The following is a 7,002-nucleotide window of genomic DNA, read 5'->3' on the forward strand; positions in this document are numbered from 1 at the left end:
CCAGGACGGTACCGGGGGTCCGGCCGGCGCGTGCGGCGTCGCCGCACGCGGTGCAGGCCTGGCCGACGAGTTGGCCGGTGGCTGCGCAGGCGTCGCAGGAGCGCCAGTTCGCCGGGTCGGTGCGCGGGTCGTAGGCGGGATCCCAGATTCCGGTGAACTCGCCGCCAAGCCGGTACCGGTCGGCGGGCAAGAAATGCAGCGGTGCGGCAAGGTGTTCGTCGATCGTAAGGATGGTGGCGCTCGCCGGAACGAGCACCGCCACGAGGACGGCGGTCATGGTCATGGCGTCTCTCCTGTTGTTCACACTCGCAGGTGCTGCCGGTGGTGCGTCACGACGCGTCAAGCGTCGCGAACTTAGGGTCGATTTGGCTGGGCGGGTTCGTCGTCACAGACGATGAACCCGCTGGCACCCCGATTGATCAAGTCGAACCTGAGGTCAGGAAAGTCGGCGCCCGGGAGCGTCGACCGTGATGCAGGCGCGGACTACAGCGTTGGGAGCCGGCGGCGTCTGCTTATTGCTGGAACCAGCGTGATTCGAGGCGTGTGGGAATGCCTGCACGTCCCGAGCGTGCGCACGGCCGGGATCGATGCCTGGCACTACCGTGCTGGTATGGCTGCACTCATGGATCAGGCCGGGGACATCGCGGCTGCCCTGCGGGGAACCACCCTGCAAGATCACCCCGTGGAAGAAGGTCTGGGTGGCACGTTTCTGGTGCAGGAGGTGGATCCCGCCCGGCTTCTCGAGGCGTGGCAGGCCGCACGTGCGGCCATGCCGGTCACGGTGGCCGGGGTTTCTGCACGATCGCCCCTGACCACTGCTTCATCGCTTGCTTTGATCCAGCGGGGCGCCGACGGATGCCATGAAAGGCACCGGATCGATGGCTGTCGCCTCGGTGTGGTCGCCGAGGTGGACTTCGAAGTGCAGGTGGGGCCCCGATGAGTGGCCGCTGCTGCCGGAGATCCCGAGGACCTCGCCGGCGTCGACGTGCTGACCGACGTGCACGTACGGCTGGACCATCAGGTGGCAGTAGCGGGTGACGATGCCGCCGGCGTGGTCGATGTCGACGTACCAGCCGCAGCCGGCGGTCAGGTCCGGGTCGCCGTCGCGGTCGCAGCCCCAGTCCCGGCCGGTGCGCATATCAACGGCGTTGCACCGCATACGGCTGACCGTTCCCGCCGAGGCGGCATAGACCGGAGCGCCTTTGCCGACGATCAGGTCGACGCCGTCGTGGCCGGGCCGGTCGGTGGTGCGGAACCCGGAACCGACCGTGGCGTGCACCGGCTGGGTCCAGCCCTGACCGCTGACCGCGACCGTGCAGACGCCGAGGCCGGTCGTGATGCCCGACAGCGCGCCGACGAGGTCGGTCGCGTCGGGTTCCCACTTGGCGTACGCGTTCGGATAGGCGCTGACCTGGACCTTCTGGGCGGCTTCTGTAAGGGGCATCGCCTGCCAGCCGTCGACGGCCGTCAGCTTGCGGTAGAACGTCGTGGCCGCATAGTGCGGGTCGTGCAGCTGGGCCGGGCTGCCCCAGCCCTGTGAGGGGCGCTGCTGGAACAACCCGATCGAGTCATCCGGCCCGCTGCGTAGGTTGATCAGCTGGGATTCCTGCATCGCGGTGGCCATGGCGATCACCCAGCCACGGGCGGGTACCTGCAGAGTCTGTCCAACGACGATGATGGCGGCGGCGTTGGCGACCTGCTCGCCGTTCCACCGCCCGATCGAACCCACACCCCCTGGCTGCGGAGGACCGGGCGGTGCTGCGCCGGCAGGGGTGCTGCTGGTCGTGGCACAGAGGGCGTTCGCGGGACCGCCGCCGCCGACCATCAGGGTGGTGGCCAGCCCGGAGCACAGCGCGACGATCGCGAAGACTGCGGCGGCGACTGCGGTGATTGCGCGGGTGGTCATGGCTGGCCTCGTTTCCTCAGGTGGCGGTGATAGGGGTTGGGCAGCGGGCATGGCGAAGGCCGCGCGGACGTCCGGGGTGAGGGGCCGTCCGCGCGGTCTTCGACGGGTGCGTAGTGCAGGGTCAGCGGGCGAGGACGGCGACCATTTCGCCCCGCAGCAGCGGCGCGCCGTCGGGGCCTTTGATGTGGGCGTTGATCCAGATGCGATACGGCGGCCGTCGCGGTCGATCAGCCGCCGCCAATGCCCTCGTACGAAGAACCGGACGCGGTAGTGCCACTTCGGGTCGCCGTCACCGGGCTCGGCGAGGGCTTTGGTGCGGCGCAGCATCACCACGCGGGTGTCGTGGCGGATCGAGGCGCGCACCGCGCGGCGCCGGGTGGCACGGTCGGCCGGCGCGGTAGCCACGGTGTCCAAGGGCTGGGCTTGGATGCGCCAGAATGCGTACACCAGCGCGGCGCTCACCTTCGTACGCATGGCGGATTCGTCGAGTACGTAGCGGCCGTCAGGCGCGTTCTGCCAGTCGATGTCGGCGTCGTCGGCGACCGGTAGGTCGGGACAAGGATCGACGGGCCGGCCGATCGGCAGCTGGTCGAGGGTGACCAGGACGTAGGGGCCGAACTGGCGGGCCAGGTCGGGGCGGGCGGCCATCTGTTCGCGGCGGCGGGCGGCGGCGGGGTCGAGCGGGTCGTGGTGGTCGGCCCCGCCGCAGATGAACCAACTGCTGTCCCCGGTGGTGACGGTGGTGGTTCTGGCCCAGGTGATCGCCCCGATGGAGGTGATGGCGCCGGTGAGGGTGCGCTGGTAGACCGGTTCGGGCAGCAGCAGGACGCCGCCGTCGTCGGGGGCGATGTCCTCAGGCAGGACTTCCCCGGTGAGGTCGAGTGCCTGCGCGGCGGCGGCGATGACCGCGGTCATCGCCGGTGCCACGACGTACGGCTGGCCGACCTGCCACGGCACGGCAGCGATCTGGCGGACGGCGTCGAGGACCTTCGGTGCCGGCGGCTGTGCGGTGTCGGTGCTGCGGGCGGTCATGAAGGCGTCCAGCCAGTCATGCGCCAGCGGGCTGCGATGGTAGTCGGCCATGCGGCTGCGCAGGTCGACGGCGGTACGGGCGTATCCGGCGAGTGTGTCGTGGGCAAGGAAGTTCATGAACACCTCCGACGATGGGAGGCACCCCCTCGCGGTCGCCCTTACCGGCGGCCGGAAGGTCAGGTGCTGTGGCGGGATAAAGGGGTGTGTCTAGGCAGCGGGTGGACGCCGGAACACCGCGAACGGCCTCGCCATCTGCCCGGACCCGGCTACGGCCGGGGTGTGCGGGGCCGGACCGGTTGTGGGCTCGGCGACCAACTCGCGGAACCCGTTCACCGGCCGGGGGGCCGGCACGCGGGCGTGTCCGCGTGCCGGATGCTGCGGTGTCGGCCGGTGAGGGCCCGGAGGGCGGCGGGCGATGTCGGCGGCGCGGTAGGCGTGGTGTAGCGGCGTGCAGGGCCCTGCTCGGTTGTGGCATTGCAGGTTCGGGCAGGTGCCGTCCGGGCGGGGCTGGTGTGCGGCGGCGACATCGACGGCCAAGGCGTAGAGCAGGCGGTCGGTGACGTCGTCGGGAATCGGGTAGATGTCGCTGGGCCGCGCGGGCGGTGGTGCTGGCATGGCGTCGGGCCTTCCGGCGAACGGTTCGCGGGCATGCTGCGACCGTCACCGGCACCGGAATTGCGGAGCGTGTTTTGCCTGATAGCGGCCTCGGCGGCGGTCTGGCACCGATAGCCGCTCACCTTCGGCCGAAGGGCAAGTCGCGGGGCTGCGGCTCGTAGCGGCCCAGGGCATAGCACATTGATGGAGTAGCCGAGGATGGGGCTTCCTCGGGCCGGGCCCTTTGTCGTTGGTGGTCAGTACCCCGTTGGTCGTGCGGACCTTGGCCGCGGGGTCACGTCGAGGGCGGGCGTTGGCGATGAGTTCGCACACCGCGCGAACGGGTCCTTATCTGCGTTCGTCAACTTCAGTGGCCGGTCAGGCCACTGACGGCCGTCCTCAACAGAGGGGTCAGTGGCGCTAACACGGCTCCTGCTGGCAGGTCGACTACTGGTGCAAGGTCTATCGACTCCGAACGCTGACGCAGCAAGATCAGTACTCGTGATTCCGCTGAACATTCTTCTGTCAATCGGCTCGCGCCCGATCACGATCACTAATGATTGCCATCTGGTGTGATAGTGGGATACATGGGCGTGGAGTTTGAGAGTTCAGGTACGAATGAAAACTGGTCACCGTGGATCAACGGTCCGCCTGAGTCGAGCAGCACGCCGGATCACTCGACGCTTGACGACTACTCCTCACCCGGCATAATCCAGTGGGACCCGCCAGAGATTCAAGATCCATCCGAAAGCGCATACGACGGCGGCGTTGAGGCTGCCGCGCGGGCCACTGAGGCAGCGGAGCGGTCCGGCAGTGTTGTCTCGATGCCAGGCGATGGCCGACCAGAGCCGCAGACGGAGATCACCGCGCCCGGCTCGGGAGACTCTCCACCGGAGAGGCGCGAAGCTCGTTCAGGAGTGCCGGATTCAGCGGTCGAATTCATAAACTCCGCTGTGAAAAGTTTGGCATGGCAGGCAGTGGAGTCCGCATCGGCCGCGCTGTCGCCTCTCGGTCCGGTCGTCGTACGCTCGCTATACATCGTCAATCAGATCGACACCATGATCGAAGGGACGAGGAGTGGCGCGGGTTTCGATCTCAAGGTCTCAATACCAGGCCTGGAGTTTTCGATCGACGAGCTAGACGCAAAGCTTGAGGTCCTCGCCCGTCTCCATGTGGGTGGGCCGCCGTCAGGCGGGCCGACCGCAGGAACCCTGCTTGAGGTTCAGTTTTATGAGCCGCCGACAGGCCGCGGTGACGTGGGTCCGCATCTCCAAACGTCGGACACCAGCGGACGGTTCGGGATTCCGCCTGTACATACCGACGGCGGCACGTTAGAGGACGATCGCTGGGGGGCGTGGCTCGACTTGGTGGGTGAGTTACTGATCCGCAACCTCAGCTGGGCGCTCACCTACGTGGCCAGCCTCCCGGCCGGCACGGTTCTGGCATCGATCAAGATTGGTGCGCCGTCGGCACGGCCACCACTGTCTCGGAACGGTAGTTGAACCGCCCAGCCGGAACTCTTTACTGGTCTCCGGTCTCCCGGAAGCGGCAGACGCCCTGATCCGAGGAACGGTCGGGTGACGTCGGTCCATCGGCCGGCATCGACGCCTCAGATTGGCCCTCGGGCGTATCGGTTGCCGGGAGGTCGGGGTGGTGGCGGGCGTCGCGGCATCGCGTGCGCGGCGGCAGGTGCGGCGCCGTGGTGTCGGTGACGCCGGTGCCGCTGCGTTTGGCCTCGTACATGGCCAGGTCTGCGGCGTGTAGCAGCTCGCGGGTGGTGCTGGCGTCGGTGGCGTGGGCGTAGCCGACGCTGGCCCGTATCGCGATGTCGAGGGTGCCGGCGATCGGGATCGGCTGGCCGCTGATCGCCGTGGCGGCGTGCGCGCTCGCGCGGGTCTGGGCGTGGTCGCCGGCGATCAGCAGGGCGAACTCGTCGCCGGATAGCCGTGCCCCCAACACCACCGGCGCGCCCAGGTCGGTCAGGCGTAGCCCGATGGTGGTCAGGACGTCGTTGCCGTGTTCGTGGCTGTAGGTGTCGTTGACGGTTTTGAAGTTGTCCAGGTCGAGCAGGACCACCCCGGTCGGCTTGCCGGTGGCCAGTGCCTGGTCGCAGGCGGCGAGGAAGGCCCGCCGGTTGGGGATGCCGGTGGTGTCGTCATGCAGGGCGAGGAACTCGGCGTGATCCGCGCGCCGGTTCGCCGCCGCGATCTGCCGGCGTGCTTCCCCGAGCCGTTCGTATTGCCAGTGCAGGGCCACGGCGCCGCAGCCGAGTCCGGCCAGCAGGCCGCCGAGCGCGGTCAGGGATGCGGTGAGGATGGGAGACACTAGGGTTGCTCCTTTCAGTGGAAGGAGCACCGGGGCGGGCGTCTCGCGCCAACGAGTTGACGCCCGTCCCGGGCTACCTGAAAAGCCGGTGGGGCAGGTCAGTCGGTGGTGGGCGCGGCCTGGAAGGTGGCGGGTTTCTCCTGCACCGTGTCGATATGGCCTTTGCCGGTCAGCTTGGTGAGCGCGTTGGCGATGGCGCCCGCGCTCGCGGCCGGGTAGCCGGTGCCGTGGTCGGCGTTGTCGACCAGCTTGCGCAGGTCGTTGACCGTGAACGTCTCGTCCGGGCGGTGGTGCAGGATGGCCAGCACGCTGGCCTCGAGCGCACCGGCGGGCCGCTTGCGCTTGGCTACGGGTGGCGGCGTCTCAGCACCGCTGTCATTCGACGCTGCGGCGTCATCGCCGCTGTCGTGCGGCATGGCGTCGTCACTGCTGCTGTCGTGTGCCGGCTCGACGGGTTGTGGGTCGGCGTCTGCGGCGGTGATCGGGGGCGGCACGGGCTGTGCCGCGGCGAGGTCGGGCCCCTCGGCACATTCGGTGCCGGTGTGCGGCGGGTTCGTGTCGGGCTCCGTGGTCGGGCGATCGAATGGGGCCGGTTCGGTCGGCGGCGAGGTGGTGGCGCGATCGGCGTCGTCGCTGGTCTGCGGCGCTTCGGTGTCCGTGGGCGGCGCGTGATCCTGGCCCTGGGTGCCGGTGGCGGCTCGCCCGGCCGGGGTCAGCCGCCACAGGGTCTGGTTGGTGGCGGCGTGGCGGTATTTCTCGGCGTGGCCGCTGGTTTCCCAGGCGCGCAGTTTCGGTGTGACGGTGGAGTAGGCGAGTCCGGCGTGTTGGGCGATGGCGGCGGCGGTCGCTTCGCCGAGGTCGGCGAGCGCGGCCAGGACGCGGAACGCGCTGTGCGCCGGTTCTGATCCGGGGATGCCGGGGGTGGTGTCGGCCATGGTGACGGTGTCCCTTCTGGTGTGTGGCGGCGGCCCGAGCGGCCGCCGTCCGGGGATGGGTGGGAGGTGGCGTGCACTGATGCACGCTTCGATCAGCCAGGTGAGGCAAGTCGTGCGGGGGCCCCGCCCCGGGCGCCGGGGGCGCGGGCCCCGCCCCACGGCTGCGGCGGGGGGGGCGGGGGGGCGGGGGGGGGGGCGGGGGGGGGGGGG

At 69.5% G+C, this 7,002-nt stretch carries 5 protein-coding genes; 1 reads left to right on the plus strand and 4 read right to left on the minus strand.

The genetic code is table 11. The annotated features are described in order from the left end of the window. A partial coding sequence (locus AB0C29_RS07125; protein WP_360816377.1) for a hypothetical protein occupies positions 1–283 on the minus strand: 283 nt, incomplete at its 3' end. A 537-nt stretch (positions 284–820) separates the two neighbouring features. After that, the gene (locus tag AB0C29_RS07130; protein WP_360816410.1) at positions 821–1,906 is read right to left on the minus strand and encodes a M23 family metallopeptidase; all 1,086 of its coding nucleotides are present in this window, start codon (positions 1,904–1,906) and stop codon (positions 821–823) included. A gap of 2,213 nt (positions 1,907–4,119) precedes the next feature. Between AB0C29_RS07130 and AB0C29_RS07135 the strand changes: the two genes are divergently transcribed. Continuing rightward, positions 4,120–5,034: a hypothetical protein gene (locus tag AB0C29_RS07135; protein WP_360816380.1), complete on the plus strand. Its 915-nt coding sequence runs from the start codon at positions 4,120–4,122 to the stop codon at positions 5,032–5,034. Positions 5,035–5,053: 19 nt separating this feature from the next. On the opposite strand, the gene AB0C29_RS07140 is transcribed toward AB0C29_RS07135, so the two are convergent. Beyond that, positions 5,054–5,857, minus strand: coding sequence for a diguanylate cyclase domain-containing protein (locus AB0C29_RS07140; protein WP_360816383.1), 804 nt, complete (start codon positions 5,855–5,857; stop codon positions 5,054–5,056). Positions 5,858–5,955: 98 nt separating this feature from the next. Next, positions 5,956–6,792, minus strand: a complete 837-nt coding sequence (locus AB0C29_RS07145; protein WP_360816386.1) for a hypothetical protein — start codon at positions 6,790–6,792, stop codon at positions 5,956–5,958. Positions 6,793–7,002: the final 210 nt, after the last annotated feature.

The organism is Actinoplanes sp. NPDC048791, from assembly GCF_040650095.1.
GTDB lineage: Bacteria > Actinomycetota > Actinomycetes > Mycobacteriales > Micromonosporaceae > Actinoplanes.

Bases quoted from the DNA above. Each gene is read 5' to 3' on its own strand.
- AB0C29_RS07145 (WP_360816386.1), bottom strand. From the start codon at position 6,792: ATGGCCGACACCACCCCCGGCATCCCCGGATCAGAACCGGCGCACAGC.
- AB0C29_RS07135 (WP_360816380.1), top strand. From the start codon at position 4,120: ATGGGCGTGGAGTTTGAGAGTTCAGGTACGAATGAAAACTGGTCACCG.
- AB0C29_RS07130 (WP_360816410.1), bottom strand. From the start codon at position 1,906: ATGACCACCCGCGCAATCACCGCAGTCGCCGCCGCAGTCTTCGCGATC.